Below are 25,940 nucleotides of genomic sequence, written 5' to 3'. Positions count from 1 at the left end.
GGCTCGTGTGTCACCTCCGCCGCGCTGCGGCGTGCGGCCATGTCGCTGCGCCTTCATGTCATGGTGCCGCGGCGCCTCGGTCTGTGCGCGTGTCCTGAGCACTACGCTCGCGTCATGAGCACTGACACGCGCGCTGAGACGCAGCGACTGGGTGTGGAGACGACCGGCATCGAGATCATCGACGAGGCCGCCCGCACGGCCCGTCCGAAGGACCTCTTCTGGCCGTGGTTCGCGGCCAACGTCTCTGTCTTCGGGATCAGCTATGCCGGCTTCGTGCTGGGGTTCGGCATCTCCTTCTGGCAGGCCGTGCTGGTCACCGTCGTCGGGGTCGTGGTGTCGTTCCTGCTGTGCGGGGTGATCGCGATCGCCGGCAAGCGCGGCTCGGCACCGACCATGATCCTGTCGCGGTCCGCCTTCGGCGTGACCGGGCAGAAGGTCCCCGGCGTGATCTCCTGGCTGACCTCGATCGGGTGGGAGACCTTCCTCGCGATCCTCGCGACGCTGGCCACCGCCACGATCTTCAAGCAGCTCGGCTGGGGCGGCGGTACCGGCACCAAGATCGTGGCGTGCGTCGTCGTGGCCGCCCTCATCGTTGCGGCCTCCGTGGCGGGCTACCACATCATCATGAGGCTGCAGTCGTACCTCACCTGGATCACGGGGATCGCGACTATCGTCTACATCGCCCTGACCGTCGACGACGTGAACATGACCGCCGTCAACGCGCTCCCGAGCGGCTCCACGGGTGCCGTGGTCGGCGCCCTCGTCCTCGTCATGACGGGCTTCGGCCTGGGCTGGATCAACATCGCCGCCGACTGGTCGCGCTACCAGCGTCGGGACGCCTCGGGTGCGTCGATCGTCGCGTGGAACACCTTCGGTGGTGCGCTCGCCCCCACGGTCCTGGTCATCTACGGGCTCCTGCTGGCCGGCTCCGACGAGAAGCTGCGGGCCGGCATCCAGGCCGACCCGATCGGCACGCTCGCCACGATCCTGCCGACCTGGTTCCTGCTGCCCTTCCTCGTGGCCGCGATCCTCGCACTCGTGAGCGGGGCGGTCCTCGGCATCTACTCGTCGGGCCTGACCCTGCTGTCGCTCGGCGTGCGGATCCCGCGACCGCGGGCCGCCTTCATCGACGGGGTCATCCTCACGCTCGGCACGATCTGGGTGGTGTTCTTCGCCGAGAGCTTCATCAACCCGTTCCAGTCGTTCCTCATCACGCTCGGCGTCCCGCTGGCGTCCTGGGCCGGCATCATGATCTCCGACCTCGTCCTGCGCCGCCGCGACTACGACGACGACGCGCTGTTCGACGCGCGCGGTCGCTACGGGACCTGGGACTGGACCTCGATCGGCACCATGGTCGTGACCACCGTGCTCGGCTGGGGGCTGGTCGTCAACAGCTTCGCCGGCGACGCGTCCTGGAACAACTGGCAGGGCTACCTGATCGAACCCCTGGGCCTCGGCACGTTCGTCGACGACCCCGCAGGCCCCTACTGGGACGGTACCTGGCCCTACGCCAACCTCGGCGTCCTGCTGGCGCTGGTGCTCTCGTTCCTGGTGACCCTCGTCGCGCGTCGCGGCACCGTCCGACGCCAGGAAGTCGGCACGTGACCGATCGCCGGTGGCTGGTGGCGATCGACCTGCAGCGCGTCTTCGGCGACCCGTCGAGCGCGTGGTGCGCTCCGCGGTATGCCGCGGCGGCGGCCAACGTCGTGCGGCTCGTCCCCGCCTTCGGCGAGCGGGCGGTCTTCACGAGGTTCGTCGCCCCGACCACGCCGACCGGGGCGTGGGTGCCCTACTACGAGGAGTTCCCGTGGGCGCTCGAGCCCGGTGACAGCCGGCTCTACGAGCTGACCGACGAGGTCGCGCCCCTGGCCACGCGCACCGTGGTCGCCACGACCTTCGGCAAGTGGACCGACGACCTGCGGGCGGTCGTCGGCGAGCAACCCTCGCTGGTCGTGGCCGGGGTGGCGACCGACTGCTGCGTCATCTCGACGGTCCTGGCCGCCGCCGACGCGGGCGCCGCGGTGACGGTCGTGACCGATGCCTGCGCGGGATCGACCGACGACAACCACCAGAAGGCGCTGGACGTGATGTCGCTCTACGGACCGCTGGTCAGGCTGGCGACCACCGACGAGGTGCTCGGCTAGAAGCCGGCACCGCCCGCCCCCACACCGGTCTGGGCTGCGTGGATGCGCGCCAGCTCACGTGCAGTGTTCACCTGCACACCATTCACCTCCTGGGCGCCGTCGCCACCGTGGTCGACGCCCGAGTCCCGTGGCGCCGGGTCGGAACCGTCCCACGCGGCATACCCGCTGAAGAGGCCGAAGGCCGCCTCGGCCTGGTTGACGGCCTCGGCGAGGGCGTGCAGCACGGTCGGGTCGCACGCGTCGAGGAAGGCCCGCGGGTCGCGCCGCTCGCCGATGCTGACCAGTCGCGCGATCGCGGCGGTGTCGCCCGGAGTGAGCCGCTGCCCCGCGACGAGGCCGTCGCGGACGGCGGCCAGGACCAGCGCGCGCTGGCCCTCGGCGAGGTGGTCGAGGGCCTCGTGGTGGGCGGCTTGGAGTGCGTCCAGTGGGGCCGTCCGCAACAGGAAGCGGTACTGCCTGACGGTCTGGTCCTCCGGCTGGTGCGTCGGTGTCCCCAGACCTGATGTTGTCCCCATGCCTGATGCTAAGGGCTGGCGAGGCTCCGTGGGGCGCCGACAGCGGCAGGCTGTGGGGCCACCCGGATGACCGGGTGCGTGTCGCTGGCTTCCTGCGGTCGAGCCGGCTGGCGGTCGACCCCGTCCCAGCCGCCATAGCCCTCGAGCAGGGGCTCGGCGCCGGGCAGCGTGGTGACGCGGAAGGCGAGGCGCTCGAGGGCTGCCTCGGTCAGGGCCGACACGACGATGCCCGGGGTCTGCGCCTCACCTCTGGCGAGCAGGCGCGCCAGTCCCTGGATGTCGTCCACGGTGAGCTCGCGGCCGCTGAGCAGGCGGTCCTGGGTCGTGCGCAGGATATGGGCGCGGATCAGGACGTCGAGCGTGGCCAGCGCCTCGGCATGGAGTCGTTCGAGCGCGGGGAGGTCGGACGAGCGGAGCAGGTAGCGGTACTGACGGACCTGCGGGCGCTCGACCGGGCCCGGCGGCTCGGAGGTACGGCGCTTGAAGATGCCCACGTGTCCGACGGTAGGCAGAGCCGGCGCGGATCGGCTCACCCAGAATGCGCTCTTGGACTCCCTCAGACGGATGAGGCGTGCGCGGCGTATGGGTGCAGAGTGGACAGGCCGATCAGGGGCAAATCGGTGCAGATCGTGCCCGAGGGGACGTATGCGTCAGACTCCTCCGAACGCCGCGTCCGCCGAGCTCGGCCCGCCGGTCGCGGTGAGGTAGCTGACGTGGCTCGTCAGCGCGTCGTGCCAGCGTTCGCCGAACCCGCCGTCAGCCCACTCGCTGTCCTCCGTGAGGTCGGGCTCGGCGCCGTCCCACGATGCATACCCGCCGAACCGCCCGAACATGGCCTCGCTGAGGATGACCGCCCCGGCCAGCGGGGTCAGCACGGCCCGCGGGCAGGCCGCCAGGAAGTCACCCGGGCGGCGGCGCTCACCGAGCACGATGAGGTGGGCGAGCCGCCGCACATCGTCGGGGTCGAGGCGCGCACCGGCGACGAGGCCCTCCTGGACCGCGCGCAGCACGACCGAACGACGCGAGCGCCACATCGGCGTCAGGGCCTCGACGTGACCCGCCTCGAGGGCGTCGAGGGGCGCGGTGCGCAGGAGGAAGCGGTACTGCCGAACCGTCTGGTCCTCGTCGTCAGGAGCCCACACAGACCGACGGTAGTACCGGGCGACGCCGAGCGGAACCGTCGTCAGGCGGAACCGTCGTCAGGCGGAACCGTCGTCAGGCGGCCGGGTGGTCCCCGACGAGCTGGACGGCGCCGCCCTCGACGCCCTTGGCGCCGCGGACGACCTCGTGGGCGGCGTCGACGATGGCGTCCTCCGCCGCGGTCACCTCGCCGAGCGGCCACGCCGGTATGCCGCGTGCCTCCAGCTCGCGCGTGGCCGCGTCGACCTGGTCGGCCGGGAGCATCGCGACGAAGCCGACCCCCATGTTGAGCGTGCGCTCGAGGTCGGCGCGCGGGACCTGACCCAGCGAGCCGATCACGGAGAAGACCGCCGGCGGGGTCCAGGTGGAGCGGTCGAGCCGGGCGAAGACGGTGGGCGGGAGGACCCGCGCGAGGTTGGCGACCAGCCCGCCGCCGGTCACGTGGGACAACGCGTGGATGTCGATGCCGTCGGTGCGGATGAGGTCGAGCAGGTCGGCGGAGTAGACCCGCGTCGGGGTCAACAGCTCCTCGCCGAGGCTCTGCCCGAACTCCTCGACATGGCGGTCGAGCTGCCAGCCTGCAGAGCCAATCACCTTGCGCACCAACGAATAGCCGTTGGAGTGGAGCCCGCTGGACCCGAGGGCCAGCACCACGTCGCCGGGCACCACGCGATCCGGACCCAGCACCTCGGCATACTCCACGACACCTGTCGCGGCACCTGCCACGTCGTACTCGTCGGGCTCGAGCAGTCCGGGGTGCTCGGCCGTCTCGCCACCCACCAGGGCCACCCGCGCCTGGGCGCACGCCGCGGCGATGCCGGTGACGATCGCCGCGATCCGCTCGGGCACGACCTTGCCGGTGGCGATGTAGTCGGTCATGAACAACGGCTCGGCGCCACACACGACGATGTCGTCGACGACCATGCCGACGAGGTCGAAGCCGATGGTGTCGTGCCGGTCGAGCGTCTGGGCGATCGCGACCTTGGTGCCCACGCCGTCGGTGCTGGTGGCCAGCACGGGGTGGGTCATCCGGGCGATCGCCGACGCGTCGAACATGCCGGCGAAACCACCCAGGCCGCCCAGCACCTCGGGACGCGTGGCCCGACGGACGGACGCCTTCATGAGCTCGACGGCCTTGTCACCGGCCTCGACGTCGACACCGGCGGAGGCATAGGTGATCGGCTCGCTCACCCGCCCAGCCTAGTGCGCCGGGACTGACGTATCAGACCCACCCGTGGGCCCCTCCTCTTCAGTGGTGCAGGGACCGTTCTCATGAGGGGATCAGCCATGTCCACGAGCTACCAGTTCGACCTCCTGCGCACCTACCGGTACCTGCGTCTGGCCATGGTGCTCCTGGTGCTGCTGCTCTTCGTCTCGGTGACGATGTACATCAACTCGGCCAGCGGCCAGATGCTCCAGTCGATCAGCGCCTCCTATTACACGCCGGTGCGCGCGGTCTTCGTCTCGAGCCTCTGCGCGATCGGCACCTGCCTGATCGTCTACCAGGGCAACACCGACGTGGAGGACGTGCTCCTCAACGGGTCGGGGTTCTTCGCCTTCATCGTGGGGTTCGTGCCGACGCGGCCGGAGGAGAACTGCGTGGCCAGCGCGATCCCGCAGGACGTGCGCGACGCGATCAGCAACAACGTCACGGCGCTGATGGCCATCGCGGTGGTCGCCTTCGTCATCGTCATGGGGATCCAGGTGTTCGCCACGCCGGCGTCGGAGAAGGCCCTGTCGAAGGGGGCTGGCGCCGCGCTGGCGTTTTCGGTCGTGGCGTTCCTGGGCTTGGCGGGGTTCTACCTCTTCAACCGTGGCGCCTTCATGTGCCACGGACACAACACCGCCGCGATCCTGCTGTTCGTCGCGATCGTTGCCGTCGTCTTCGTCAGCGGTCGCGGGCTGGCCCACAAGCAGGCCAAGGAAGACGGGCGGCCGGTGCGGGCGCACTTCTGGAACCGCTACTTCTGGGGGTTCGTGCTGATGGTCGCCTCGATCGCCGCCATCGCGATCACCGGACCGTGGCTGGGCTGGCTCGACCACTGGGTGTTCTGGCTCGAGGCCGCGCTGATCGCCCAGTTCGGGACGTTCTGGCTGACCCAGACCCTCGAGCTCTGGCGCGAGCCCCGGCGCGAGGACGCCCCCGTCGCCGGCGCCTGAGGGTTCCCGGTTCGAGGTATTCCGCTACCGGATTCGAGTCGTGGAATACCTCGAACGAGGGGGAAGGAAAGGGAGCGGAGGGGCCCAACCGTCCACAGCTCGACGGCTGCACCGAGCTCGTCCACAGGTCCCCTGCGGCGGTGCCCCGCGGGCCATCGCGACGGGGGAGCGTGGCGCGATGCTCACGCGCGCCCCCTCGACGTCCGACCGCCGGTATGCCGCGACGAACCTTGCCGAGGAACACGGCGGCGCGTTGTCGCGAGACCTGCTTGCCACCATCGGGGTCGACGACCGAATGGTGCGTCGTGAGGTCCGAGCCGGACGGTGGAAGTGTCACGGGCGACAGACCGTGGCAGTCCACACCAGCGACCTGGCCGATCGAGCGGACCGGTGGTGAGCCGTGTGGGAGGTCGGCACGGGGATCGCTGCGCTCGACGGTGTCACCGCCCTGCACGCGAGTGGTCTGGTCGGCTTCACCGAGACGCTGCTTCACGTCTCGGTCACGCACACGGCCGCCATCCACTCGGTGCGGGGCCTGCGGATCCACAAGGTGATCCGACGGGTGCCTGACGAGATCCTGACGAGCGGCGTCCCGCGCACTCGGCCCGCCGTCGCCGCGGTCCGGGCTGCCCGGTGGGCCAAGAGCGATCGGCAGGCCGCGTTGGTGATGGTCATGCCGGTCCAACAGGGCCTCTGCACGGGACGTCAGCTGGTGGAGGCGAGCCGGTTGACGCAGGGCCGCAACCGCCGCCGGCTCATCAAGCTGCTGGCGCGTGACATCGCCGACGGCGCCCAGTCCTTGGGTGAGCTCGACTTCGCCGCGATGTGCCGTGGCCGCGGACTGCCAGAGCCCAGCCGGCAAGCCGTTCGCCGGGTCGGGCCCGGCACGGCACATGGACCAGGTCTGCCGCGCCCACTCGAAACTCAGTGGTTCGAGGTAATTGCCTACCGGGATCCGGTGGCGGATTACCTCGAACCGGTGGAAGGGGGGGTGGAAGGGGGACGCTAGGGGCGGGTGAGGGCGTCCTCGGCGCCGCCGCCGACGCCGAGGGACACCCCGTCCACGTCGACGTCGATGGGGAGCGTCTCGAAGAGGTTCTTGCCCAGCCGGCTCGCGTCGGGCAGCTCCAGCGGGTACGTGCCCGTGAAGCACGCCGTGCACAACGAGTCGCCGGGCTGCTCGGTCGCCGCGACCATGCCCTCCTCCGAGATGTAGCCCAAGGAGTCGGCACCGATCGACGTGCAGACCTCCTCGACCCCGATCCCCGTGGCGATGAGCTCGGCACGGGTCGCGAAGTCGATGCCGTAGAAGCAGGGCCAGCGCACCGGCGGCGACGAGATCCGCACGTGCACCTCTGCCGCTCCGGCTTCGCGGAGCATCCTGACGAGGGCACGCTGGGTGTTGCCGCGCACGATGGAGTCGTCGACCACGACGAGCCGCTTGCCCTTGATCACCTCGCGCAGCGGGTTGAGCTTGAGCCGGATGCCGAGCTGGCGGATCGTCTGCGACGGGGCGATGAACGTGCGCCCGACGTAGGAGTTCTTGACCAGGCCCTGGCCGTAGGGGATGCCGGACTCCTGGGCGTAGCCGATCGCCGCCGGGGTGCCCGACTCGGGGGTCGGCATGACGAGGTCGGCCTCGACGGGGTGCTCGCGGGCCAGCGTGCGACCCATCTCGACCCTCGACTCGTGCACGCCACGGCCGTTGATCGTGGTGTCCGGTCGCGCCAGGTAGACGTACTCGAAGACGCAGCCCTTGCGGTCGGTCTCGGCGAACCGCTGGGAGCGCAGGCCGTCCTCGTCGATGATGATCAGCTCGCCCGGCTCGACCTCGCGGATCAACGACGCGCCCACGATGTCGAGCGCGGCCGTCTCGGAGGCCACCACCCAGCCGCGCTCGAGGCGACCCAGCACCAGCGGACGGATCCCCTGGGGGTCGCGGGCGGCATACAGGGTGTGCTCGTCCATGAAGACGAAGCAGAAGGCGCCGCGGAGCTTGGGCAGCAGGTCGAGCGCAGCTGCCTCGAGCGAACGGTCGGGGTCGTCGGCCAGCAGGGCCGTGACGAGGGCGGTGTCGGTGGTGTTGCCGCGACCCAGCTCGCCACCGTCGGCGCCGTAGCCCTCCGCTCGACGGTCCTGCACCATCTCGCGCAGCTCCGCGGAGTTGATCAGGTTGCCGTTGTGGGCCAGCGCGACCGTGGACTCGGCATGTCCGCCGAGCGTGGGCTGGGCGTTCTCCCAGGTCGACCCGCCGGTGGTCGAGTAGCGACAGTGCCCGACGGCCAGGTGACCGCGCAGCGAGGCCAGCGACCGCTCGTCGAAGACCTGGGAGACCAGGCCCATGTCCTTGTAGACGAGGATCGAGCGACCATCGGAAGTCGCGATGCCGGCCGACTCCTGCCCGCGGTGCTGCAGGGCGTAGAGGCCGTAGTAGGTCAGCTTCGCGACATCCTCGCCGGGAGCCCAGACACCGAAGACCCCGCAGGCGTCCTGCGGGCCCTTCTCGCCGGGAAGCAGATCATGCGAGAGCTGTCCGTCGCCGCGTGCCACGTGCCCCAGTCTCCCACAGTCCCCGGCGGCGCCGTCCGCCCGTCCGGGCGCGCCGCGTGGCGATCAGCTGCGTCGGTCGAGCAGCACGGCCACCACGGCCGCCAGCAGCGCGAACAGGGCCGCGCCGGTCACGCCGAGGAAGAGCACGCCGCTGGTCACGCTGTAGTCGTGCCCGTACGTCGTCGAGTCGTCGCTGAAGTAGGCGACCGCCGAGCCGGCGACGAAGCCGACGATGGCTCCGGTCGCGATGAAGGCGACGAAATTCGGGTATCGGCGGGTGGGAGGCACGTGCTCACGCTACCCGCGTCACCAGCCCGTAATCGGGTCGGGCACCCCATCCGGCTGGGGTGCGAGTACGAATAGCAACTATGGAACACCACTCACCGATACCGGGCGCCCGACGCCAGCGAGCCATGTATGCCGTCAGTGGCGTGCTCGCGGCTGCGGCCGGTATGGCGGTGGGTCACCTCGTCGCAGCATTCGTGAATCCTGCTGCCTCGCCCGTGCTTGCCGTGGGTTCAACTGTCATCGACGCGACGCCCACGCCGGTCAAGGAGTGGGCGGTGCAGAACTTCGGCACCGCCGACAAGCCGATCCTGCTGGGCAGCGTCACCCTCGTGGTCGTCATCGCCGCTGCGGCGATCGGGCTGGTGTCGAAGTCCAAGCCGAGCCTGGCCACCATCCTCGTCGTCGGCCTGGCCTCGCTGGCCGGCCTGGCCGCGTGGTTCCGTCCGGCCTCCGCACCATTTGACATCGTGCCCGCGTTCGTGACGGCGATCGTCGGCGTCATCACCATCACCGGCCTGCGGGCCCTCATCCCGAACCTGCCCACCCCCGGTGCGCTGACCGGCTCGTCCGGCTCGTCCGGCTTGCCCGCGGCAAGCAGGGGAGACACGACGCCCGAGTCGCCGCTGGACCACACGGCATACGCGAAGGGGTCGGCCGGGACGCCCGCCCGCCGCAGCTTCCTGCTGGGAGCCGCCGGGGTCACGGTCGGAGCCGCAGCGCTGGGTGCCCTGGGCCAGAAGCTCGCCGTGCCGGCCACCAACCCGTCATCGATCGCGCTGCCCACGCCGCAGAACCCGCTCACGGCGCTCCCCACCGGGCTCGAGGGCAAGGTCAAGGGCATCAGCCAGTTCCGCACGCCGACCAAGGACTTCTACCGGGTCGACACGGCCCTGGTGATCCCGCGCATCGACGTCGACAACTGGAAGCTCGAGATCGACGGCAAGGTCGACAACAAGCTCACGATCACGTTCGACGAGCTGCTCAAGATGCCCATGATCGAGAAGGACATCACCCTCAACTGCGTCAGCAACGAGGTCGGCGGCCCCTACATCTCGTCCACCCGCTGGCTCGGCGTGCGGGTGCGCGACCTGCTGGAGCGCGCGGGCGTCCAGGACGGCGTCGACCAGATCCTCAGCGAGTCCACCGACGGCATGACGATCTCGACCCCGATCGAGGCGCTGACCGACGACCGCGACGCGATCATCGCCGTGGCGATGGACGGCGAGCCCCTGCCTGCGCGGCACGGGTTCCCAGCGCGCATGGTCACGCCGGGTCTCTACGGCTTCGTGGGCGCCACCAAGTGGCTGACCAAGCTGACCGCGACGACGTATGCCGCGGACCAGGCTTACTGGACCAAGCGCGACTGGTTGATCGACGGCACCGTGAAGACCCAGGCACGGATCGACACGCCTGCCGGTCTCGCGACCCAGCCCGCCGGCAAGATCGCGGTCGGGGGCGTGGCCTGGGCCCAGCGTCGGGGCATCACCGAGGTCGAGGTGCGAGTCGACGGCGGTCCCTGGGAGAAGGCAACCCTCGGACCCGACGGCGGCACCGACTACTGGCGCCAGTGGTTCTGGGTGTGGGACGCCAAGCCCGGCCGGCACGACCTGACGGTCCGCGCCAAGGACGGCACCGGTGAGTTCCAGACCGAGAAGCGGGCCGACCCGTTCCCCGGTGGCGCCTCCGGCTGGCACTCGATCGTGGTCCTCATCTCCTGACCCTGGACCTCCCGACCCCTGCGGGCGGGGCTTGCACGCGCAGCCCCGCCCGCAGGCCCCACTCTCCCGGTGCCGCCCGTCTGGTCGTGCGGCGCCGGGCTTTGTCGTGCCCGGCCAGACCGGGGCTCAGGGCGGGTCGGCGACCCGGGCCAACCAGACGAATTCCCAAGTGGCAGAAAAACTTTCGAAACGCCCAATCCACCCATGGGGTAGGTCCGAATACCGGGTGTCAGACAGTCCACACCAAGGAGCCACCATCATGCGACTCGCACGCCGCAGCACCATTGCTGCCCTCAGCCTTGCCCTTCCGCTCAGCCTGGCCGCCTGTGGGAACTCCGGTTCCGACACGGCAGCCTCGTCCACCTCGTCTTCCCCGATGTCGTCCAGCTCCTCGTCGAGCACCACCGAGGACATGGCTGCGAAGCCGTTCGGCGCCGGCTGCTCCGCGGTCCCCGCGGACGGCAAGGGTTCCTTCTCCGGCATGGCCACCGACCCGGTCGCCACCGCCGCCAGCAACAACCCCGTCCTGTCGACCCTGGTCACCGCGGTGACCGAGGCCGGTCTCGGCGAGACGCTCAACTCGGCCAAGGACATCACCGTCTTCGCCCCGAGCAACGACGCCTTCGCCGCCGTGCCGAAGGCCACCATGGACGCCGCGATGAAGGACCCCAAGGGTCTGCTCACCAAGGTGCTCACGAACCACGTGGTCCCCGGCAAGCTCACCCCGGAGATGCTCGCCGGCGAGCACAAGACCCTCGGCGGCGGCACCATCAAGGTGACCGGCTCGGGTGAGTCGTTCAAGGTCGGCGAGGCCAACGTGATCTGTGGCAACGTGCAGACCGCGAACGCCACGGTCTACATCATCGACGGCGTTCTCCTCCCCGGCTGAGACTGATCAGCGATGATGGTGCCCATGGCAGCAACCCCCTCAGGTCCTCAACCCTCTTGGGGAGGCGCTGCCGTGGGCACCGACCTGGCCGGCCTCCTCCGAGCCAGCGCCCTGGGTGACGAGAACGCCTTCGCCCAGCTGTACGACGCGGTGTCCGCCCGGATCTACGGGTTGGTGCTCCGAGTCGTGCGGGATCCGGCGCAGTCGCAGGAGGTCGCCCAGGAGGCTTTGCTGGACATCTGGCGCACCAGCGCCCGGTTCGACCCCGCGCGGGGCAGCGCGGTGAGCTGGATGCTCACCATCGCGCACCGCAAGGCGGTCGACCGGGTGCGGTCCGCGCAGGCGTCCACGGACCGTGAGGACACCTACGGCTCACGCAACCAGGAGCGCACCTACGACGAGACGGCCGAGACGGTCGAACGTCGCCTGGACGCCCAACGAGTACGCAACGCGCTGGACTCGCTCACCGAGACCCAGCGCAAGGCGGTCGAACTCGCCTACCTCGGTGGCTACACACACACCGAGGTGGCCTCCCTCCTGGGGGTGCCACTCGGCACTGCCAAGACCCGAATACGCGACGGACTTATCCGCCTGAGAGACAGCATGGGGGTGCAATCATGAGTGCCGACATCCACGGACTGGTCGGCGCCTATGCAGTCGACGCCATCGACGAGCAGGAGCGCAGCGACTTCGAGCTGCACCTCGCCGAGTGCCCCGAGTGCCAGGCGGAGGTGGCCTCCCTCCAGCAGGCCGCGACCCAGCTCTCCCTCATGACCGAGACCGTACCTCCTGCCTCGATGCGCAGCGCGGTCCTGGCCGGCATCAAGACGGTGCGGCCGCTCCCCCCTCTCGAGGCGCAGTCCACTGGCCCAGTCGCCTCTGGGCCCGTTGGCGGACCGTCGTCCACGGCTGATGCGCCGACGCCGACTGACACCACCGTCGTCCAGCTCCGCCCCCGACGTCGGGTGACCGCCTGGCTGGCCACTGCAGCGGCTGCCGCGATCCTGCTCGTCGGCGGCATCGCCTGGAGCCCGTGGGACAACGGCACCGGTGGCACCGTCACCGAGCAGGTGCTCGCGGCCAGTGACGCCCAGCGCTACGAGAAGGTCATCGGTGGCGCCAAGGCGACCATCGTGCGCAGCGCATCCCTCGGCAAGGCGGTCATCATCGCCGACCACATGCCGGCCGCGCCCGACGGCAAGGATTTCCAGCTCTGGCTCGACCAGCCCAACCGGGGCATGGTCAGCGCCGGGTTGATGCCCCACGGGACAGCCGACACGGTGACGATCCTGCTCGACGGAGACGCTGCGACGGCGACCGGCGCGGGGATCACGGTGGAGCCGGCTGGTGGCTCTCGCGCACCGACGACCGCACCGGTGGCGCTGTTCAGCTTCACGTAGCAGGAGCCTTACCTGACCGATCCGACTTCTGGCCACCCGTGCCGCACCGAAGGGCCTCCTGGGCACTCTCGTGCGAGATGGGTGGCCAGGAGTCGTGGTGGGGAGGAGCACGTCGGCTGACCTCGGTCACCTGAGGGACGGCAGGAGCCCAGCGACCTCCTCCAGCACGGCCTCGCTGCCGGCGTAGACCCCTTCGGGTCGGGGCCAGTGCGTCACGACGTCGCTGAACCCCAGCTCACCCGCCCGCCCCACCAGCTCCGTGAACAGCCCCGCGCTCTCGAGCGAGAACCGCGGCGCCCCGTCGAGCGAGAGGTAGCGGTCCAGCGGGGCCGGTCGTCCCGCGTCCGCCTCCGTGGCGTCGAGCCTGGCCGACAGCTCCGCGATCCCGCTCCACCACTCGTCCAGGGTGTCGCCCCCCTTGCCGTAGGTCACCCAGCCCTGGCCGTGCCTGGCCGCCAGCCGCAGCGACCGCGGCCCGTTGGCGGCGATGACGAACGGCACCCGGGGATGCTGCACCGATCCGGGGAGGGTGCGGGCGTCGACCGTGCGGTAGTGCGCCCCGGTGTGGTCGACGTGGTCCGCGCGGAACAGCCGGTCGAGCACCTCGACGAACTCGTGGAACCGGTCGACCCGCTCCTTGACGGTCTGCTCCTCGCCCAGGATCCCTGCGTCGAGGTCACCGCCTGTCCCGAGACCACACAGCAGGCGACCGCCCGAGATGTCGTCCAGCGCAAGGAGATCCCGCAGGAAGACGTATGGGTGGCGGTAGTTGGGCGAGCTGACGAAGGTGCCGAGCTTCATCGTCGTGGTGACCGTTGCCGCTGCGGGCAGGGTGGGGAGTGCCCCGAACCACGGCGAGTCCGGCAGCCCGGCCCACACGAGGTGGTCGTAGGTCCAAGCATGGTCGAAGCCGTACTCCTCCGCCCGCCGCCACAGCGGGGCGGCCTCGGTCCAGCGGTGTTCGGGGAGGATGGTGATGCCAAAGCGCATGCGGCGAGCGTATGCCGCGTGGTCACCACGCGGCATACCGCGCCTCTTGGCTGCGGCTAGCGCAGCGGAAGGCGGTAGACGACGTCGATGTCGTGCGCCGAGATCCACACCGCCGCGTCGTCCGCGGCCACGCTCCCGCTCCCGCCGGCCGGTCCGTACCTCGCGACGACCGTGTCGGTCGCCGGGTCGATCTTGGCCACCAGGGCGTCACTGACTCGTGCCCACACGAAACCACCACCCACCGCGAGGTCGCCGCCCTGAACGGGGCCGCTGTCGACCGTGATGGTCGCCGTCACGTCGTTGGTGGCCGGGTCGACGCGGGAGACCGTGCCGTCGCCGTTGTTCTGCACCCAGACCGCGCCCTCACCCGCCGCGAAGAAGCGAGCGCCCGCGCCGACCTTCACCGTGGCCACCGTCTTCTGGGTGCGGGGGTCGAGGCGCAGGAGCACTCCGAGGACGGGGTCGGTCAGCCACAGGCCGCCCAGACCGGCGCGCGCCGCGACCACGGTTTCCGGGACGTGGGTCCGCGACACGACCCGGTTCGTCTTGGGGTCGATGCGCCACAGCTGGCGGTCGGGTGCGTTGCCGACCACCCAGACCGCCCCCTCGCCACTGGCCACCGAACCCTCCTCCGCGATCACGAAGCCGGGCAACGGGATCCGCGCGACGACCTGGCCACTGGCGGGGTTGATCCGGAGCAGCCTCGACGGTGACGTGCAGATGCCCACCCACAGCGCCTCCGGACCGCCGTCCATGGCCGTGCAGGTCCCGCCGGCGACCTTGACACCCGTCCGCTCCTTGCCCGTCGCACCGTCGAGCTGTTGGACGACGCCTGAGCCCAAGGCGGTCCACGCGTGATCCCCGATCACCTGCACCCAGTCGGCGTCGTAGACGGGGAGAGCCGTTCCTCCGGACCTGAGGAGGTCCGTGACCGGCGGCCATCCCGGGGTCACCGGTGGCGTGGCGCTCGTCGAACCTGTCCTGACCAGGCTCGCCGGCGTGACACCCTCGGCTGCGCAGCCAGCGCCGGTCAGGCACGTTGCCACCACCACTGCCACCCACACTGCCTCTCGCGGACGCGTACGCAACCGCATGGTGACCTCCTGCGGCGCCAAACGCCGACCACTCCACTGTGGCGGACCACGGCCTGGAAAGCGTCCGTGAATCCGCGTAGGGGCGCTGGGTCGCACGGTCCGGCCGCGGTGGCCGCCGCGGCGACCGCGGCATACCCCTCCTGGCCGCGTGGGAGGCTGGGAGGCATGAAGGCCACCATCCTCCACGCCCCCCACGACATCCGGGTCGAGGACGTCCCGGACCCGACCATCGTCAAACCGACCGACGCCCTGGTGCGGGTGACGGCCGCCTGCGTCTGCGGCAGCGACCTGTGGCCCTACCGCGGCATCAACGACGTGACCGAGCCGACGCGGATCGGGCACGAGTTCGTGGGGATCGTCGAGGAGGTCGGCGCCGAGGTGCGCGGCCTCCGCCCGGGCGACTTCGTCGTGGCGCCCTTCATGTACTCCGACAACACGTGTCCGCACTGCCGTGTGGGGATCCAGTCGCGGTGCCAGGTAGGTGGGTTCTGGGGCGGCAACGACCGGGACGGCGCGATGGTGGACGGCGGACAGGGCGAGTACGTGCGCGTCCCGCTGGCCGACGGCACGCTCGTCGCGACCCGGGAGGTGCCGGACGACAGCCTCGTGCCGAGCCTGCTGAGCCTCTCTGACGTGATGGGCACCGGCTGGCACGCCGCGGTCGCCGCCGGCGTCCAGGACGGTGACACGGTCGTGGTCGTCGGCGACGGGGCCGTCGGGCTCAGCGGCGTCCTGGCGGCCGCGCGCATGGGGGCCGAGCGCATCATCGCGATGTCGCGGCACGAGTCACGCCAGCGGATCGCCCGCGAGTTCGGGGCCACCGACATCGTCGAAGTCCGCGGTGACGACGCCGTCAGCGCGGTGAAGGAGCTCACCGAGGGTGTGGGCGCGGACGCCGTGCTCGAGTGCGTCGGCACCAACGAGTCCATGGCGACCGCCATCGCGGCCGCCCGTCCGGGCGCGACGGTGGGCTACGTCGGTGTGCCGCACGGGATCGAGTACCCGGTGCGGGACATGTTCGTGCGCAACGTCGGCATCGCCGGCGGCATCGCTCCGGCTCGCCAGTACCTGCCGCAGCTGCGGGACGACGTGCTCTCCGGGGCGATCAACCCGGGGCTCGTGTTCGACCTCGAGGTGCCGCTGCCCGAGGTGGCCGAGGGCTACGCGGCGATGGACGAGCGCCGGGCGATCAAGTCCCTCGTCCGTCCCTGACGGCGCAAGAGGGACACGGTGCAGGACTTCCGGATCGACGTCGACGAGCACGGCGGCAGCACCGTCCTCGTCGACGGCTATCCGCAGTCGTACGTGAGCCTCGACGACCCCGAGCTGCTCGTCTTCGGCTACGTCCAGCACCTCGGCGCCGTCCTCGACTCGCTCCCCGACGGGCCGATCGCGGTGACCCACGTCGGTGGTGCCGCGATGACGCTGCCGCGCTACGTGCAGGCCGTCCGCCCGGGCTCGCCGCAGATCGTCCTCGAGCCCGACGCCCCGCTCACCGAGCAGGTGCGGCGGGAGCTGCCGCTCCCTCGCGGTCACCGGATCCGCGTGCGTCCGCAACCGGGGCGTGCGGGCGTCGCGGCCCTCAAGGACGCGAGCGCTGACGCCATCGTGGTCGACGCGTATGCCGAGAGCCAGGTGCCGGCCGACCTCACCAGCTCCGAGTGGTTTGCCGAGGTGGCACGCGTGCTGCGGCCGGGCGGGGTGCTCGCGATGAACGCGGCCGACGAGCCCGACCACCGGCACGCGGCTCGGGTGCTGGCTGGTCTGGCCCAGCACCTGCCCCACACCGCTGCCATCGCGCAGGTCGACATCTGGAAACGACGACGGTTCGGCAACCTCGTGCTGGTCGGATCGGCCCAGCCGCTCCTGATGGGTTCGATCATCCGCAGCGTGGCGCGAGGTGCCTTCCCCAGCACGGTGCTGGAGGGGGGCGCCCTGGTGCGGGCACTGGGCTCCGGTCGCCCGTTCACCGACGCCGACGCGGTGCCGAGTCCCCGGCCACCGACCGCGCCGGGCGAGTGGCGGGTCCGCTGAGCGATATCGGGTGCCCAGCGCTGGGTGGCTGACACCTGATGGGACGACGCGTGCGCATCCCGCCCCGAGCGCCGATGATGGGCCGATGCCTTCGTTGACGCTGCCCTCGCCCCGCACTCCGGACCCGCGCGAGGCTCCGGCCCTTCGCTGGGGGATCCTTGCGCCCGGCGGCATCGCCCACTCCTTCGCCACGGCGCTGCGCACGGCCTCCGGCCAGCAGCTCCAGGCCGTGGCCTCCCGCAGTCTGGACCGGGCCAAGGCCTTCGCCGACGAGTTCGGGGTCGCCAAGGCCTACGGGGCGTACGACGAGCTGGTCGCCGACCCCGACGTGGATGTGGTCTACGTCGCGTCCCCCCACTCCGAGCACCGTGCCCAGGCGATGCTCGCGACTGCTGCCGGCAAGCCCGTGCTCGTGGAGAAGGCGTTCGCCCACAACGCTACCCAAGCGCGCGAGATCATCGAGTCCGCTTCTGCTGCAGGCGTTTTCGCGATGGAGGCGATGTGGACCCGGTTCCTGCCACACATCGACGTCGTGCGCCGCTGTCTCGAGGACGGCCTGCTGGGCGAGGTCCACACGGTGCACGCCGACCACGGCCAGCACCTCTACCCCGACGGACCGGCCCGGCTGTCGGAGCCCTCGTTGGCCGGCGGCGCGATGCTCGACCTGGGGATCTACCCGGTGTCGTTCGCCCACTTCGTCCTGGGCGACTTCGTCGACGTGACCGCCAGCGGCCGACGCACCGACCAGGGCGTGGACTCGCAGGCCTCGATCGGGGTGACCAGCAGCCGTGGGGCCATGGGCGTGCTCGGGACGACGATGCTGACCGCCACCCCGACCGTTGCGGTGGTCGCCGGGACCGAGGCCCGGCTCGAGATCGACGGGCCCTTCTACGGCCCGAGCGCAGTGGTGCGACTCGTCGCCCCCGACGGCACCGAGCTCGACCGGTTCACCAACGCCGACACCCGGCACGGGCTGCACTTCGAGGCGTGTGAGGTCGCCCGGCAGGTCACCGCCGGCGCGAGCGAGTCGCCGTTGATGCCCCTGGCGGAGACGCTCGTCATCATGGATGCGCTCGACGACGTGCGAGCCCAGATCGGCGTCCGCTTCCCCGGGGAGTGACCACCTGCCCCTGACCTCGTCTGACCTGTTGCCAACTCGTGGGCACCGGCCACCACATCCGGGTTCGGTGACGATCTGCCCGCAGCAAGTCGGGGCAAGCGAGCCGGCTCAGTTGAGTCGTTCGCGGTCGCGGGCGTGCCGCAGGTACTTGCTGAGGAACCAGGCGACCTCACCGGCACTCGTCACCAGGACGGTCAGGATGAACCAGAAGAAGAGTCCTTCGTCGCGGTCGGTGTGCAGGAACAGCACCAGCCCAATGAGTCCGACCAGCGCGCTCGCTCCCAGCTGGACGAGGATCTGCTGCCCTTGTCTCGCTGAACTCTCCGTCGTCATGCCTGAGGTTCTCATAGAGCCTCGGCAGGAAACGGACTCCGCCACACCTAGGCTGCGGGGATGAGTCGACTCCTGATGACTGCCGGCGCAGTGCTCGCCGTGCTCGGCATCCTCTTGATCCTCCTGCCAGGTCCCGGCTTCCTGGTGCTCGGCCTGGGCGCCGTCCTCCTGGTGGCGGGCCTGGCCGTCCGCGGCTCGCGTGGTCAGACCAGCTAGAAGGTGTCGCCCCGGCGCCAGGCCATCTCCTGCAGCTCGAACGAGTTGCCGTCGGGGTCGGCGAACTCCGCCCCCTTGACCCCGCCGCCGAAGTCGTGGACCTCGCTCACCTCGACCCCACGGCTGACGAGCTCGGCCCGCGCCGCCTCGATGTCCTCCACCACGAGGTGCAGCCCGCGGATGCTGCCCGGCTCACCCTGGTAGACCTCGAGCCCCGTCCCGAAGCCGACCGAGCAGCCCGAGCCCTCGGCCGTCAGCTGGACGACGCGGATCCCCTCGGCGGGCTGCACGTCGACGTCCTTCGTGAAACCGAGCGTGCCCTCGTAGAACGCGATGGACCGCTCGACGTCGGCGACGGGCAGCGGGACCAGTTCCAGCTTCATCTGCATGCGGATCGAACTCCTTGGGGTTGGTGGTCAGGCGAGGGGGAGGTATGCCGTGAGGTCAGCCCGATGGCCGCTCACCCGGAGGGTGCCGGACTCCCAGGCGCCGTCCCAGGTCAGCGTCCCCGTAGCGACTGCGAGCCAGGTCTGGGCGTCGGTCTCCACGACGTTGGGGGGCGTGCCCCGCGTGTGGGTGGTGCCGGTGATGCACTGGACCGCCCCGAAGGGCGGGACGCGCACCTCGACGCTGCGCCCCGGCGCGACGACGGAGAGCTCCTCCAGCGTGTAGCGCACGGCGGTGGCCAGGTCCACGCGAGCTGTGGCCTCCCCCAGCGAGCGCCAGACCGACACCGCGGCACGCCCGTCGGAGACGGGAACTCGGCGGCGCGGCGGCATACCGGCATCGTCGCACGACCCACCCACACTCGTTGACGCTCGGCACTTTGAGCCGTTCGACGGACGAGAATGGGTACTTCTACCCATGGCGGCTGTCAGAGCCCCGACGTACTGTTCAAGGCGGGGACACACAGGGGACGAACGGCCCGGACGCGCGGGGGATGCGCGACCGGGCCGCTCGCGTGTCCGGGCTCAGCCGCCGAAGACGTCCCGCATGGTCGCGGTGTGCGCAGTCCGCAGCTCGTCGAGCGAGACCGTGAACTGGCCCTGGATGTCGAGACCGTCGGTCTCGTCGTCCACCACCCCGATCCGGGCGTGCACCTGACCACGGGCGGTGCACATGTCGGTGAAGCGCACCTCCTCGGAGCGCGGCACCGACACGACGACCCGCGCGGTGGACTCGCTGAAGAGCGCGGTGAACGCGTCGATGCCGTCACGCTCGCACACCGCATCGAGCCAGATCCGGGCCCCGGTGCCGTAGCGCATGGTCGCCTCGGCCAGCGTGATCGCCAGACCACCGTCGGAGAGGTCGTGGGCAGCGTCGACGAGGCCGTCGCGACTCGCGTTGACCAAGATCTCGCCCAGCAGCTGCTCGGCCGCCAGGTCGACCTTGGGCGGCAGGCCTCCGAGGTGCCCGTGCACGACGTGCGCCCACTCGCCGCCGGCCAGCTCGTCGCCAGTGGTGCCGAGCAGGTAGATGACCTGGCCGGGGGTCTTCCAGCCCGAGGGCGTGCGCCGGGCGACGTCGTCCATGACCCCCAGCACGCCGATGACCGGCGTCGGGTGGATCGCGACGTCACCGGTCTGGTTGTAGAAGCTGACGTTGCCGCCGGTGACCGGGATGCCGAGCGTCTTGCAGCCCTCGGCGATGCCCTTGACGGCCTCGCGGAACTGCCACATCACGCCCGGGTCCTCCGGCGAGCCGAAGTTGAGGCAGTCGGTCACGGCCAGCGGGGTCGCCCCGGCCGTCGCGACGTTGCGGTAGGACTCGGCCAGCGCGAGCTGCGCCCCGGCATACGGGTCGAGCTTGGCGAACCGCCCGTTGCAGTCGGTCGACACCGCGACGCCACGACCGGTCTCCTCGTCGACGCGCACCACACCCGCGTCGTCGGGCATCGCGAGCGCGGTGTTGCCGAGCACGTAGCGGTCGTACTGGTCGGTGACCCACGACTTGTCGCAGAGGTTCGGCGAGGCGAGCAGCGTCAGCAGGTCGGACTTGAGCCCGAGGCCGTCCACGGGACGTCCCAACGTGTCAGTGCCGTTGTCCTGCAACGCATCGAGGTATGCCGGGCGCTCCAGCGGGCGGTGGTAGGTCGGGCCCTCGTGGGCGACCGACCGCGGCGGCACGTCGACGATGACCTCGCCGTGCCAGGTGATGACCAGGTGCTCGCCGTCGGTGACCTCGCCGAGCACGGTGGCCTCGACGTCCCAGCGGTCGGTGATCGCCATGAACTCGTCGAGGTGCTCAGGGGCCACGACGGCCATCATGCGTTCCTGGCTCTCCGACATGAGGATCTCCTCAGGTCGCAGCGAGGCGTCGCGCAGCGGGACGCGGTCGAGCTCGATCTGCATGCCACCGTCGCCGTTGGACGCCAGCTCGCTGGTGGCGCAGGACAGGCCCGCGCCGCCGAGGTCCTGGATCCCGTCGACCACGTGCGCGGCATACAGGTCGAGGCAGCACTCGATGAGCACCTTCTCCGCGAACGGGTCGCCGACCTGCACCGCGGGGCGCTTGGTCGGGCCACCCTCGTCGAACGTCTCGGAGGCGAGCACCGAGACGCCGCCGATGCCGTCGCCGCCGGTCCTGGCGCCGAAGAGGATCACCTTGTTGCCGACCCCGGAGGCCTTGGCGAGGTGGATGTCCTCGATCCGCATGGCGCCGACGCAGAGCGCGTTGACGAGCGGGTTGCCCTGGTAGCAGTCGTCGAAGACCACCTCGCCACCGATGTTCGGCAGGCCGATGCAGTTGCCGTAGCCACCGACACCCGCGACCACCCCGGGGAGCACCCGCTGGGTGTCGGGGTGGTTGAGGTTGCCGAACCGCAGCGGGTCCATGATCGCGATCGGGCGCGCGCCCATCGACATGATGTCGCGGATGATGCCGCCGACCCCGGTCGCGGCGCCCTGGTAGGGCTCGACGTAGGACGGGTGGTTGTGCGACTCGACCTTGAAGGTGACCGCCCAGCCGTCGCCGATGTCGACGACGCCGGCGTTCTCACCGATGCCGACGAGGAGCTTCTCGCGCATCTCGTCGGTGGTGTTCTCGCCCCAGAGGGAGAAGTGCACCTTGGACGACTTGTAGGAGCAGTGCTCCGACCACATCACCGAGTACATCGCCAGCTCGGCGCTGGTCGGGCGACGACCGACGATCTCGCGGATCGTGGCGTACTCGTCGGCCTTGAGGCCGAGCTCGACCCACGGCTGGTCGGCGTCCGGGGTCTGCGCCGCGTGGGCGACCGTGTCGAGGACGGGCTTGTCGACCTGGGCGGTCGTGGGGTGCGCGGTCATGCGGTGGCCAGTGCCTTCAGGACGGAGGTGAAGAACGGGAGCCCGTCGGTCGAGGGGCCGTAGCCCTCCTCGATGGCGTGCTCGGGGTGGGGCATCAGCCCCACGATGTTGCCGCGGTCGTTGGTGATCCCCGCGATGGCGCGGTACGAGCCGTTGGGGTTGTCACCGGCATACCGGAAGACCACACGGCCCTCGCCCTCGAGCTCGTCGAGCGTGCGCTCGTCGGCCACGAAGCCGCCCTCGCCGTTCTTGAGGACGATGGTGATCTCCTGCCCCGCCTCGAAGTCGGAGGTCCAGGCGGTGGAGGCGTTCTCGACGACCAGTCGCTGGTCGACGCAGTTGAACTTGCGGTGGTCGTTGCGGATCAGCGCGCCGGGGAGCAGGTGCGACTCGCAGAGCACCTGGAACCCGTTGCAGATCCCGATCACGGGCAGGCCACCCTGCGCCGCGGGGATGAGCGCGTCCATGACGGGGGCGAAGCGGGCGATGGCGCCGCAGCGGAGGTAGTCGCCGTAGGAGAAGCCGCCGGGCAGGATGACCGCGTCGACCCCCTTGAGGTCGGCGTCGCCGTGCCAGAGCATGACGGCCTCGGCACCGACGGCGCGCACGGCGCGGGCCGCATCACGGTCGTCGAGCGAGCCCGGGAACGTGACGACCCCGACCTTCACTGGTCCGGGTCCTCTGCAGAACGCACGGACACGACGTCCTCGATGACGGGGTTGGAGAGCAGCTTCTCGGCCGCCTCGGCCGCCGCTGCGAGGTGCTCGTCGGTCACCTCACCGTCGACCGTGAGGACGAAGCGCTTGCCCTGCCTCACGTCGGTGAACTGCTCGAAGCCGAGCCGGGGAAGTGCCCCGTTCACGGCCTGCCCCTGGGGGTCGAGGATCTCTGGCTTCAACATGACGTCGATGACGACGTGGCCCATTCGGGTGTCTCCTGGGTTGCAGCGGGGTGGTGCGGGAAGGAAGCACGCGCAGTCTATCCGCGCCCGCGCGCTGGTATGCCGCACGGTCACCTCCCGGGACGCGACCCCTGGTGCGCGACCTCTGTTGCGCGACCCCTGGTGCGCGACCCCTGTTGCGCGACCGGTCGGAGCGCGACACTGGGGGCATGTCGATGACCACGTGGTCGACGCGGATGGGTGTGTGGTCGTACCGCCTCCTGAAGGGTCGCGCCATGGGCGGCACGAAGGAGGCCCCCGTGGTGATGCTGACCACGCCGGGGCGCCGCACCGGTCTGCCGCACTCGACCTGTGTCCGCGCCCTGCGTCGCCCCGACGGCTACCTGGTCTGGGGCACCGCTTCCGGTGCGCCCCGCGACCCCGACTGGTTCCGCAACCTCCGGGCAGCTGGCGCGACTGATCTGCAGGTCCGGTCCGAACACCTGCCCGCGTCGGCTCGTGAGCTGCACGGCAGCGAGCGGGACGAGGTGTGGAACGGCGCCATCCTCGGCGCCCTACCCGCGGTGGCGAAGTACGAACGAAAAGCCCATCGGACCATCCCCGTGGCGCTGCTGACTCCCGTCGGTCAGGACGAGAAGGTGCGGCCGGTGAGCCGCTCGTAGGCCTCGACGTACTTGGCGCGGGTGCGCTCGAGCACGTCGTCGGGCAGCGGCGGCGGGGCCTGGCCGGAGGCCTTGTCCCACCCGCTCGCGGGCGAGATCAACCACTCGCGCACGAACTCCTTGTCGAACGACGGCTGGGTGTGGCCGGGCTCCCACTGGTCGGCGGGCCAGAACCTCGAGGAGTCGGGGGTGAGGACCTCGTCGGCCAGCACCAGCTCGTCGCCGTCGACCCCGAACTCCACCTTGGTGTCGGCGATGAGGATGCCTCGCTCAGCCGCGATCTCGTTGCCCCGGGCGAGGATCCGGGTGGTCAGGTCGCTGGCGCGCTGGGCGGTGCGCGCGCCCACTGCAGCCACGACATCGGCATACGGCATCGGCTGGTCGTGCTCGCCCACGGGCGCCTTCGTCGACGGCGTGAAGATCGGCTCGGGGAGGCGTGAGCCGTCGACGAGGCCGTCGGGCAGCCGCACCCCGCTGACGTGGCCGTCAGCCTGGTACTCCCGGAGACCGCCGCCGGTCAGGTAGGCGCGGGCCACGCACTCGACGGGCAGCATCTCGAGTCGTCGCACCAGCACCCCACGCCCGGCCACCTCGGAAGGCACGTCGGTCGAGATGACGTGGTTGGGGACCAGGTCCTGGAGCTGCTCGAACCACCAGAGGGACAGCTGGGTCAGGACCGCGCCCTTGTCGGGGATCGGCGTCTCGAGGATGAAGTCGAAGGCCGAGAGCCGGTCGCTCGCGACCAGCAGCAGCTGGTCGTCGCGGGGGGCACCGGAGCCGTCGAGGGGGGCGTAGAGGTCGCGGACCTTGCCCGAGTAGACGTGGGCGTAGCCGGGCAGGTCGACGGGGGCAGCGGCCGCGTCGGGCTGGGAGGACGTCATGGCCGACATCTTCCCAGCCGCTGCCCCGACTTGGTGCTGCCAGGTCGTCACGCGGACCGCGTTTCCGGCTTGCGTGACGATCACCGCGCAACACGTGCGCGCTCCACGGCTTGACTTGAAGTCGACTTCACCTTCCACACTCGTGCCCATGCCGACCGCCACCCCCGCCGCAACCGACACGGACGCTCCCGCACGGCCCGCCTCCCTGCTGGACCGGGCTCACCTGCCCTTCGCCGTGGGGGCCGTGGCGTTGGTGACCCTGGGCGCCTTCGAGAACCGCGCCACCATGACCGTGCTGCCCACCGTCGCGCGCGACCTCGACGGCTTGTGGCTGTTCGGAGCCGCCAGCGCGGCGCCCCTGGTGTCGTTCGTCGTCGCCACCGTGGTGGCCGGGGCCTGGGCAGACCACCGTGGGCCGGTGCGGCCGCTCCAGGCCGGGATGCTCGTGTTCACGGCATCCCAGGTCGCGATGGCGTTCGCGCCGGGGATGTCCGTCTTTGCGGTGGGCCGGTTCGGCTCGGGGATCGCGGAGGCGCTGATGGATGTCTCGCTCACCGTCCTGCTCGCCCGCAGCCTGCCGGAGGAGCTGCGAGCCAAGGTGTTCGCGGCGTTCGCGGCGGCGTGGGTGCTGCCCTCGTTGGTCGGCCCACCGGTCGCGGGACTACTCGCCGAGGTGCTGTCGTGGCGGTCGGTCTTCGCCATCGGAGTCGCCCTGCTGCCGTTCGCATGGTTCCTGCTGCGCCCCGCCATGCGCGCGGAGGTCGCCGTCACCCTGAGCGGTGTCAGCGAGCGCTCCATCGCTGAGACCCAGACCTCGTGGACGCCGCGCGAGCACCGCGCCGTCCGCGCCGCTGCCCTGGCGGCGGCAGGCCTCGCGGCCCTGACCGCGGGAGGTTCCCTGCTGGGCCGCTCAGGCCCCGTCGAGGTGCTCGGCGTCGCGCTCGTCCTCGTCGGCACGGCTTGCACCGTGCCCGCAGTGCGCACGGTCCTGCCGGCCGGGACGCTGCGGTTCGCCCGCGGCATACCGGCGCTGGTGGCCCTGCGCGGACTCGTCGCTGCGGCGTTCGGCACCGCCGGCAGCCTGCTCCCCCTCATGCTGACCACGATCCACGGCCTCGGCCCCGCCGCCGCGGGCGCCAGCCTCACCGTGACCGGCCTGTCGTGGGCGACCGGCTCGCAGCTGCACGGCCTCGACGTCGTGCAACGACGGGTGCCGGCCGTGCGCCGCCTGGTCGTGGGGTTCGCCCTCATCACCCTCGGCGTGCTGGGGCCTGCGCTCACCAGCCTCGACGCCCTGCCCGTCGTCGCCGGCTTGGCGCTGTGGGGGGTGGCCGGGCTCGGGATGGGGATCGTCTCACCCACCCTCTCGACCCAGCTGCTGCTGTTCGCCCCGGTGAGCGACCAGGGTCGGATCACCGCCGCCTCGAGCCTGACCGCGTCGGTCGCCCAGGCGATCGGGCTGGCCGGCGCCGGGGCGCTGATCGCGTGGCAGGCCCCGGACCTGCCGGGGTGGCTGTTCGCCGCAACGATGACCGCCTGCGCTGCCGTGGGCGCCGTGGGACTCGCTGCAGCGCGGCGCGCGGGCTGACGCCCCTGCACCTCTCACCAGGGGCGCGCA

30 protein-coding genes are annotated in these 25,940 nt (G+C 70.9%); 15 read left to right on the top strand and 15 right to left on the bottom strand.

What is annotated here, in order from left to right; all coding sequences use genetic code 11:
- Nucleotides 1-114: 114 nt before the first annotated feature.
- Both ACXJKD_RS13165 and ACXJKD_RS13160 read left to right on the top strand, forming a co-directional pair.
- The gene (locus tag ACXJKD_RS13165) at nucleotides 115-1,605 is read left to right on the top strand and encodes a purine-cytosine permease family protein (protein WP_457255067.1); all 1,491 of its coding nucleotides are present in this window, start codon (nucleotides 115-117) and stop codon (nucleotides 1,603-1,605) included.
- On the top strand, nucleotides 1,602-2,144 hold the full coding sequence (locus ACXJKD_RS13160; protein WP_457255066.1) for a cysteine hydrolase family protein: 543 nt from the start codon (nucleotides 1,602-1,604) through the stop codon (nucleotides 2,142-2,144). The genes ACXJKD_RS13165 and ACXJKD_RS13160 overlap by 4 nt, the downstream gene beginning before the upstream one ends.
- Here ACXJKD_RS13160 and ACXJKD_RS13155 read toward each other — a convergent pair.
- The 4 genes from ACXJKD_RS13155 to purM all read right to left on the bottom strand — a co-directional run bounded on the left by ACXJKD_RS13155 (nucleotide 2,141) and on the right by purM (nucleotide 4,990).
- Complete coding sequence (locus tag ACXJKD_RS13155; RefSeq protein WP_457255065.1) at nucleotides 2,141-2,659, bottom strand: hypothetical protein; 519 nt, start codon at nucleotides 2,657-2,659, stop codon at nucleotides 2,141-2,143. The two genes, ACXJKD_RS13160 and ACXJKD_RS13155, sit on opposite strands and share 4 nt — an antisense overlap.
- An 8-nt stretch (nucleotides 2,660-2,667) precedes the next feature.
- On the bottom strand, nucleotides 2,668-3,153 hold the full coding sequence (locus ACXJKD_RS13150) for a hypothetical protein (RefSeq protein ID WP_457255064.1): 486 nt from the start codon (nucleotides 3,151-3,153) through the stop codon (nucleotides 2,668-2,670).
- A 156-nt stretch (nucleotides 3,154-3,309) separates the two neighbouring features.
- Nucleotides 3,310-3,801 (bottom strand): hypothetical protein, encoded by a 492-nt coding sequence (locus tag ACXJKD_RS13145; RefSeq protein WP_457255063.1) that lies wholly within the window; start codon nucleotides 3,799-3,801, stop codon nucleotides 3,310-3,312.
- A gap of 73 nt (nucleotides 3,802-3,874) precedes the next feature.
- Entirely contained in the window at nucleotides 3,875-4,990 is a 1,116-nt protein-coding gene (gene purM, locus ACXJKD_RS13140) for a phosphoribosylformylglycinamidine cyclo-ligase (protein WP_457255062.1), read from the bottom strand.
- Nucleotides 4,991-5,086: 96 nt separating this feature from the next.
- Here purM and ACXJKD_RS13135 point away from each other — a divergent pair, with 96 nt between their 5' ends.
- The 3 genes from ACXJKD_RS13135 to ACXJKD_RS13125 all read left to right on the top strand — a co-directional run bounded on the left by ACXJKD_RS13135 (nucleotide 5,087) and on the right by ACXJKD_RS13125 (nucleotide 6,968).
- Entirely contained in the window at nucleotides 5,087-5,959 is an 873-nt protein-coding gene (locus ACXJKD_RS13135) for a hypothetical protein (RefSeq protein WP_457255061.1), read from the top strand.
- Between the two features lie 178 nt (nucleotides 5,960-6,137).
- A complete protein-coding gene (locus ACXJKD_RS13130; RefSeq protein WP_457255060.1) occupies nucleotides 6,138-6,356 on the top strand; it encodes a hypothetical protein in 219 nt (72 codons plus the stop codon).
- Between the two features lie 3 nt (nucleotides 6,357-6,359).
- Complete coding sequence (locus ACXJKD_RS13125; RefSeq protein ID WP_457255059.1) at nucleotides 6,360-6,968, top strand: hypothetical protein; 609 nt, start codon at nucleotides 6,360-6,362, stop codon at nucleotides 6,966-6,968.
- Here the strand turns inward: ACXJKD_RS13125 and purF are convergent.
- Both purF and ACXJKD_RS13115 read right to left on the bottom strand, forming a co-directional pair.
- Nucleotides 6,965-8,509 (bottom strand): amidophosphoribosyltransferase, encoded by a 1,545-nt coding sequence (gene purF, locus ACXJKD_RS13120; RefSeq protein WP_457255058.1) that lies wholly within the window; start codon nucleotides 8,507-8,509, stop codon nucleotides 6,965-6,967. The two genes, ACXJKD_RS13125 and purF, sit on opposite strands and share 4 nt — an antisense overlap.
- A gap of 63 nt (nucleotides 8,510-8,572) precedes the next feature.
- Nucleotides 8,573-8,797, bottom strand: a complete 225-nt coding sequence (locus ACXJKD_RS13115; protein ID WP_457255057.1) for a hypothetical protein — start codon at nucleotides 8,795-8,797, stop codon at nucleotides 8,573-8,575.
- Between the two features lie 80 nt (nucleotides 8,798-8,877).
- Here ACXJKD_RS13115 and ACXJKD_RS13110 point away from each other — a divergent pair, with 80 nt between their 5' ends.
- The 4 genes from ACXJKD_RS13110 to ACXJKD_RS13095 all read left to right on the top strand — a co-directional run bounded on the left by ACXJKD_RS13110 (nucleotide 8,878) and on the right by ACXJKD_RS13095 (nucleotide 12,804).
- Nucleotides 8,878-10,515, top strand: coding sequence for a molybdopterin-dependent oxidoreductase (locus tag ACXJKD_RS13110; RefSeq protein WP_457255056.1), 1,638 nt, complete (start codon nucleotides 8,878-8,880; stop codon nucleotides 10,513-10,515).
- Nucleotides 10,516-10,774: 259 nt separating this feature from the next.
- Nucleotides 10,775-11,404: a fasciclin domain-containing protein gene (locus tag ACXJKD_RS13105; RefSeq protein WP_457255055.1), complete on the top strand. Its 630-nt coding sequence runs from the start codon at nucleotides 10,775-10,777 to the stop codon at nucleotides 11,402-11,404.
- A gap of 72 nt (nucleotides 11,405-11,476) precedes the next feature.
- The gene (gene sigK, locus ACXJKD_RS13100) at nucleotides 11,477-12,025 is read left to right on the top strand and encodes an ECF RNA polymerase sigma factor SigK (protein ID WP_457255054.1); all 549 of its coding nucleotides are present in this window, start codon (nucleotides 11,477-11,479) and stop codon (nucleotides 12,023-12,025) included.
- Nucleotides 12,022-12,804 carry an anti-sigma factor gene (locus ACXJKD_RS13095; RefSeq protein WP_457255053.1) on the top strand — a complete coding sequence of 261 codons (783 nt, stop codon included), beginning with the start codon at nucleotides 12,022-12,024 and terminating at the stop codon, nucleotides 12,802-12,804. Before sigK ends, ACXJKD_RS13095 begins: the two co-directional genes overlap by 4 nt.
- A gap of 126 nt (nucleotides 12,805-12,930) precedes the next feature.
- Here the strand turns inward: ACXJKD_RS13095 and ACXJKD_RS13090 are convergent, their stop codons facing one another.
- Together ACXJKD_RS13090 and ACXJKD_RS13085 are read right to left on the bottom strand one after the other, a co-directional pair.
- On the bottom strand, nucleotides 12,931-13,794 hold the full coding sequence (locus ACXJKD_RS13090; protein ID WP_457255052.1) for an LLM class flavin-dependent oxidoreductase: 864 nt from the start codon (nucleotides 13,792-13,794) through the stop codon (nucleotides 12,931-12,933).
- A 56-nt stretch (nucleotides 13,795-13,850) separates the two neighbouring features.
- Nucleotides 13,851-14,888, bottom strand: a complete 1,038-nt coding sequence (locus ACXJKD_RS13085) for a Vgb family protein (protein WP_457255051.1) — start codon at nucleotides 14,886-14,888, stop codon at nucleotides 13,851-13,853.
- Nucleotides 14,889-15,053: 165 nt separating this feature from the next.
- On the opposite strand from ACXJKD_RS13085, the gene ACXJKD_RS13080 reads away from it, so the two are divergent.
- The 3 genes from ACXJKD_RS13080 (at nucleotide 15,054) to ACXJKD_RS13070 (ending at nucleotide 18,042) form a co-directional block, all read left to right on the top strand.
- Nucleotides 15,054-16,100: a zinc-dependent alcohol dehydrogenase family protein gene (locus ACXJKD_RS13080; protein WP_457255049.1), complete on the top strand. Its 1,047-nt coding sequence runs from the start codon at nucleotides 15,054-15,056 to the stop codon at nucleotides 16,098-16,100.
- An 18-nt stretch (nucleotides 16,101-16,118) separates the two neighbouring features.
- Nucleotides 16,119-16,922 carry a spermidine synthase gene (locus ACXJKD_RS13075; protein ID WP_457255048.1) on the top strand — a complete coding sequence of 268 codons (804 nt, stop codon included), beginning with the start codon at nucleotides 16,119-16,121 and terminating at the stop codon, nucleotides 16,920-16,922.
- Between the two features lie 85 nt (nucleotides 16,923-17,007).
- Nucleotides 17,008-18,042, top strand: a complete 1,035-nt coding sequence (locus ACXJKD_RS13070; RefSeq protein ID WP_457255047.1) for a Gfo/Idh/MocA family protein — start codon at nucleotides 17,008-17,010, stop codon at nucleotides 18,040-18,042.
- Between the two features lie 108 nt (nucleotides 18,043-18,150).
- Here ACXJKD_RS13070 and ACXJKD_RS13065 read toward each other — a convergent pair whose 3' ends face one another.
- Nucleotides 18,151-18,375: a hypothetical protein gene (locus ACXJKD_RS13065; RefSeq protein WP_457255046.1), complete on the bottom strand. Its 225-nt coding sequence runs from the start codon at nucleotides 18,373-18,375 to the stop codon at nucleotides 18,151-18,153.
- A 60-nt stretch (nucleotides 18,376-18,435) separates the two neighbouring features.
- Between ACXJKD_RS13065 and ACXJKD_RS13060 the strand changes: the two genes are divergently transcribed.
- Nucleotides 18,436-18,591: a hypothetical protein gene (locus ACXJKD_RS13060; RefSeq protein WP_457255045.1), complete on the top strand. Its 156-nt coding sequence runs from the start codon at nucleotides 18,436-18,438 to the stop codon at nucleotides 18,589-18,591.
- Here the strand turns inward: ACXJKD_RS13060 and ACXJKD_RS13055 are convergent.
- The 5 genes from ACXJKD_RS13055 to purS form a co-directional block, all read right to left on the bottom strand.
- Nucleotides 18,588-18,980, bottom strand: a complete 393-nt coding sequence (locus tag ACXJKD_RS13055) for a VOC family protein (protein ID WP_457255044.1) — start codon at nucleotides 18,978-18,980, stop codon at nucleotides 18,588-18,590. The two genes, ACXJKD_RS13060 and ACXJKD_RS13055, sit on opposite strands and share 4 nt — an antisense overlap.
- A 27-nt stretch (nucleotides 18,981-19,007) precedes the next feature.
- A complete protein-coding gene (locus ACXJKD_RS13050) occupies nucleotides 19,008-19,370 on the bottom strand; it encodes a sterol carrier family protein (protein WP_457255043.1) in 363 nt (120 codons plus the stop codon).
- A gap of 192 nt (nucleotides 19,371-19,562) precedes the next feature.
- The gene (purL, locus tag ACXJKD_RS13045) at nucleotides 19,563-21,878 is read right to left on the bottom strand and encodes a phosphoribosylformylglycinamidine synthase subunit PurL (RefSeq protein ID WP_457255042.1); all 2,316 of its coding nucleotides are present in this window, start codon (nucleotides 21,876-21,878) and stop codon (nucleotides 19,563-19,565) included.
- The gene (gene purQ / locus ACXJKD_RS13040; RefSeq protein WP_457255041.1) at nucleotides 21,875-22,546 is read right to left on the bottom strand and encodes a phosphoribosylformylglycinamidine synthase subunit PurQ; all 672 of its coding nucleotides are present in this window, start codon (nucleotides 22,544-22,546) and stop codon (nucleotides 21,875-21,877) included. Before purQ ends, purL begins: the two co-directional genes overlap by 4 nt.
- Entirely contained in the window at nucleotides 22,543-22,803 is a 261-nt protein-coding gene (gene purS, locus ACXJKD_RS13035; protein WP_457255040.1) for a phosphoribosylformylglycinamidine synthase subunit PurS, read from the bottom strand. The genes purQ and purS overlap by 4 nt, the downstream gene beginning before the upstream one ends.
- A gap of 185 nt (nucleotides 22,804-22,988) precedes the next feature.
- Here purS and ACXJKD_RS13030 point away from each other — a divergent pair, with 185 nt between their 5' ends.
- Nucleotides 22,989-23,441, top strand: a complete 453-nt coding sequence (locus tag ACXJKD_RS13030; protein ID WP_457255039.1) for a nitroreductase/quinone reductase family protein — start codon at nucleotides 22,989-22,991, stop codon at nucleotides 23,439-23,441.
- Here ACXJKD_RS13030 and ACXJKD_RS13025 read toward each other — a convergent pair.
- Complete coding sequence (locus tag ACXJKD_RS13025) at nucleotides 23,405-24,322, bottom strand: phosphoribosylaminoimidazolesuccinocarboxamide synthase (RefSeq protein WP_457255038.1); 918 nt, start codon at nucleotides 24,320-24,322, stop codon at nucleotides 23,405-23,407. The genes ACXJKD_RS13030 and ACXJKD_RS13025 overlap by 37 nt on opposite strands.
- A 148-nt stretch (nucleotides 24,323-24,470) precedes the next feature.
- On the opposite strand from ACXJKD_RS13025, the gene ACXJKD_RS13020 reads away from it, so the two are divergent.
- Entirely contained in the window at nucleotides 24,471-25,910 is a 1,440-nt protein-coding gene (locus ACXJKD_RS13020) for an MFS transporter (protein ID WP_457255037.1), read from the top strand.
- Nucleotides 25,911-25,940: the final 30 nt, after the last annotated feature.

The organism is Pedococcus sp. P5_B7 (assembly GCF_054049895.1).
This window is presented reverse-complemented; position numbering and strand designations above follow the sequence as displayed.

What these genes read in the sequence shown, in the direction of transcription:
- ACXJKD_RS13050 (WP_457255043.1), bottom strand. Translation starts at nt 19,370, where the DNA reads ATGCCGCCGCGCCGCCGAGTTCCCGTCTCCGACGGGCGTGCCGCGGTG.
- purS (WP_457255040.1), bottom strand. Translation starts at nt 22,803, where the DNA reads ATGGGCCACGTCGTCATCGACGTCATGTTGAAGCCAGAGATCCTCGAC.
- ACXJKD_RS13060 (WP_457255045.1), top strand. Translation starts at nt 18,436, where the DNA reads ATGAGTCGACTCCTGATGACTGCCGGCGCAGTGCTCGCCGTGCTCGGC.
- ACXJKD_RS13130 (WP_457255060.1), top strand. Translation starts at nt 6,138, where the DNA reads ATGCTCACGCGCGCCCCCTCGACGTCCGACCGCCGGTATGCCGCGACG.
- ACXJKD_RS13165 (WP_457255067.1), top strand. Translation starts at nt 115, where the DNA reads ATGAGCACTGACACGCGCGCTGAGACGCAGCGACTGGGTGTGGAGACG.
- ACXJKD_RS13065 (WP_457255046.1), bottom strand. Translation starts at nt 18,375, where the DNA reads ATGACGACGGAGAGTTCAGCGAGACAAGGGCAGCAGATCCTCGTCCAG.
- purL (WP_457255042.1), bottom strand. Translation starts at nt 21,878, where the DNA reads ATGACCGCGCACCCCACGACCGCCCAGGTCGACAAGCCCGTCCTCGAC.
- ACXJKD_RS13105 (WP_457255055.1), top strand. Translation starts at nt 10,775, where the DNA reads ATGCGACTCGCACGCCGCAGCACCATTGCTGCCCTCAGCCTTGCCCTT.
- ACXJKD_RS13070 (WP_457255047.1), top strand. Translation starts at nt 17,008, where the DNA reads ATGCCTTCGTTGACGCTGCCCTCGCCCCGCACTCCGGACCCGCGCGAG.
- ACXJKD_RS13025 (WP_457255038.1), bottom strand. Translation starts at nt 24,322, where the DNA reads ATGACGTCCTCCCAGCCCGACGCGGCCGCTGCCCCCGTCGACCTGCCC.
- ACXJKD_RS13020 (WP_457255037.1), top strand. Translation starts at nt 24,471, where the DNA reads ATGCCGACCGCCACCCCCGCCGCAACCGACACGGACGCTCCCGCACGG.
- ACXJKD_RS13055 (WP_457255044.1), bottom strand. Translation starts at nt 18,980, where the DNA reads ATGCAGATGAAGCTGGAACTGGTCCCGCTGCCCGTCGCCGACGTCGAG.
- ACXJKD_RS13155 (WP_457255065.1), bottom strand. Translation starts at nt 2,659, where the DNA reads ATGGGGACAACATCAGGTCTGGGGACACCGACGCACCAGCCGGAGGAC.
- ACXJKD_RS13090 (WP_457255052.1), bottom strand. Translation starts at nt 13,794, where the DNA reads ATGCGCTTTGGCATCACCATCCTCCCCGAACACCGCTGGACCGAGGCC.
- ACXJKD_RS13030 (WP_457255039.1), top strand. Translation starts at nt 22,989, where the DNA reads ATGTCGATGACCACGTGGTCGACGCGGATGGGTGTGTGGTCGTACCGC.
- ACXJKD_RS13095 (WP_457255053.1), top strand. Translation starts at nt 12,022, where the DNA reads ATGAGTGCCGACATCCACGGACTGGTCGGCGCCTATGCAGTCGACGCC.
- ACXJKD_RS13080 (WP_457255049.1), top strand. Translation starts at nt 15,054, where the DNA reads ATGAAGGCCACCATCCTCCACGCCCCCCACGACATCCGGGTCGAGGAC.
- ACXJKD_RS13085 (WP_457255051.1), bottom strand. Translation starts at nt 14,888, where the DNA reads ATGCGGTTGCGTACGCGTCCGCGAGAGGCAGTGTGGGTGGCAGTGGTG.
- ACXJKD_RS13110 (WP_457255056.1), top strand. Translation starts at nt 8,878, where the DNA reads ATGGAACACCACTCACCGATACCGGGCGCCCGACGCCAGCGAGCCATG.
- ACXJKD_RS13135 (WP_457255061.1), top strand. Translation starts at nt 5,087, where the DNA reads ATGTCCACGAGCTACCAGTTCGACCTCCTGCGCACCTACCGGTACCTG.